Raw genomic sequence first — 2,379 nt, 5'->3', positions numbered from 1 at the left:
AGAAGTTAAGCCCACCAGAGCCGATGGTACTGCGGTAACACGTGGGAGAGTAGGTCGGTGCCAGATCTTAAAGAGAAACCCTTCAATAGAAATATTGGAGGGTTTTCTTGTTTTATGGCATTTTTGGCAAAAAGCATAAAGACGAAAGCTTAAAGACCAACGCGAAAAATGGAATACAACAGCTTTAGGCCCTGGTCTTTTTCCTTTAAGCTTTTAAACCATTAAGGAGTTAAGAAGATTAAGTTTTTTCTCAGGTTTAACAGCGCAGGTGATGAAAGATCCTCAATGTCCTTGATCCCCTAATGGTCGGAGGCAGTGAAATCCGATAATATTTATTGGTTTCCCCACAGGTTAGGCTGATATGGCAGGCTTTCTTAATGTTCTTAATTCCTTAATGGTCAACGGGAGCAGTGAATAGCTTTTACTGTTGTTTTCCCTCAGATTACGCTGATCACCGCAGAACAATGTTCCGTAAATATTCACCCCATCAGAAGTTAAATAGCCCTGATGGCAGTGGAAATCCCTTTTGGTTGGCAATTAAACCCGTTTACACCGAAAACCTCCAAAAGGATTGAAACGCACAGCGGGACAGAAACTTTACCATAAACACAGGTTTTGCGCTTCAAAAAAGAGAAAGTGTAGTAGTGCTTTAGCTTGGCCAACAGGCTTTATTGCTTCTCTTTCATGTTAACAAACGTTTTTCAGCTTAAAGATTTTAGTGGGATGACCTGAATATGAAAAGGAATTGATATTTTCGGACATTAATAAATAAAATATGGCTTCAGGTTTTTTTGCAATTTTAGATGATATAGGTGCTTTGATGGATGATGTAGCCGTGACGGCGAAAGTTGCAGCAAAAAAAACAGCTGGTATTTTAGGAGATGACCTGGCGGTGAATGCAGAGAAATCCACTGGCTTTTTGTCTTCGCGGGAACTCCCTGTACTTTGGGCCATAACAAAGGGATCATTTATAAATAAATTAATCATTGTTCCGATCGCCCTTATCCTCAATGTATTTTTCCCGATAGCCATCAAAGTAGTACTGGTGCTGGGAGGACTTTATTTGGCGTATGAAGGAGTTGAAAAGGTTGTAGAATACTTTTTTCATAAGAAACCTACTGTGGTAGAAGCCAGGGATGTCATTCAGGAAGGAGGAGACGAAGAAAAGAAAAAAGTGCGGTCTGCTATTACCACCGATTTTATCCTTTCGATAGAGATTGTGATCATTGCGCTCGGAAGCGTATTGGAAGAAAAACTTTTTATACAGATCATGACTGTTTCTGTAGTAGCGGTGTTGGCTACTATTGGCGTTTACGGAATTGTAGCGCTTATTGTTAGGATGGATGATCTAGGTTATCGATTGATTAAGGCATCAGGGGAAAAGGGAATTCTTAAACTTATTGGTAAACTATTGATTCAATCTTTACCTGCAATCATTAAAATTTTAAGTGTTGTAGGAACGATAGCATTGATTTTAGTTTCTGGAGGAATTTTTGCACATAATATCGATTTCCTGCATCATATTCTTGCCGGATTGCCAGGTATTCTTAGAGAATTTTTATTTGGTTTGATTACGGGTTTAGCTTTGGTACTTGTTTTAACCGCTGGGAAAAAACTGCTTGGCCTAATTAAAAAATAATATAAGGCTAATATCCGAACGCTACAATATTATGGTTTTAGGATAATTGTAGATATTTATACTATTATAACCTGTAGATTTTAGAAAGAGTTATTTATATACATTAACTCGGTTCCTTTAAGGATAGCTATCTAGATATAATATAATGTTGTTTTCTTTTTCAGAAAAGCAGTTTCGGTGCTACAATAAGGTATGCTCCTGCTGGGCAAACCTATCAGGTTTTTAAACGGCGTAGCCCTCAATGGGGCCATTAAAAGAAAAACAATATCAATACGAACTAAACCTGATAGGTTTAAAAAAGCCCCTAAACACCCATTACGGCAAAAAGTTTTGGCAGGGCCAAAACTTTTTCCGGCTGAAAACCATGTGTTTACTTAAAATCGCCTTTCCAAAAGGAAATATCCTTTGCAGGGGCAGATAATTTTTCTACCTTTGCATCCCGCTTCGGAGGAAACGGTTGGGTTGAAAAGGTGGTCTGGTGATAATTGGAGCGGCATTTATTTTAAAATAATGTTTGCGGGAGAGAAAAAGATTGCTACCTTTGCAGCCCCGTCCGGAAGGATGGAAAGCCGGATAAGACCGGCATATTGAAATAAGGGTAAAGGGAAAAAAGGAAGCAAAAAAATAAAAATTATTTTATTTGGAAGTTTAAAAAAGATCCTTACCTTTGCACTCCCAACCGAAAGGAAGGGCAAAAAAGCTAAAGCGGCGGATGCCGCACAAGGCAAACAGAAAAAAGA

At 38.6% G+C, this 2,379-nt stretch carries 1 protein-coding gene; it reads left to right on the top strand.

Translation table 11 applies throughout. The features are described 5' to 3' along the window. The first annotated feature begins 775 nt into the window (after positions 1-775). Entirely contained in the window at positions 776-1,639 is an 864-nt protein-coding gene (locus ACS5PU_RS24260; RefSeq protein ID WP_439461740.1) for a DUF808 domain-containing protein, read from the top strand. Positions 1,640-2,379 lie beyond the last annotated feature (740 nt).

Origin of the sequence: Pedobacter sp. GSP4, from assembly GCF_051857575.1 — a bacterium.
GTDB lineage: Bacteria > Bacteroidota > Bacteroidia > Sphingobacteriales > Sphingobacteriaceae > Pedobacter.
The sequence above is the reverse complement of the archived record's forward strand: the minus strand, read 5'-3'. Positions and strand labels throughout refer to the sequence as shown.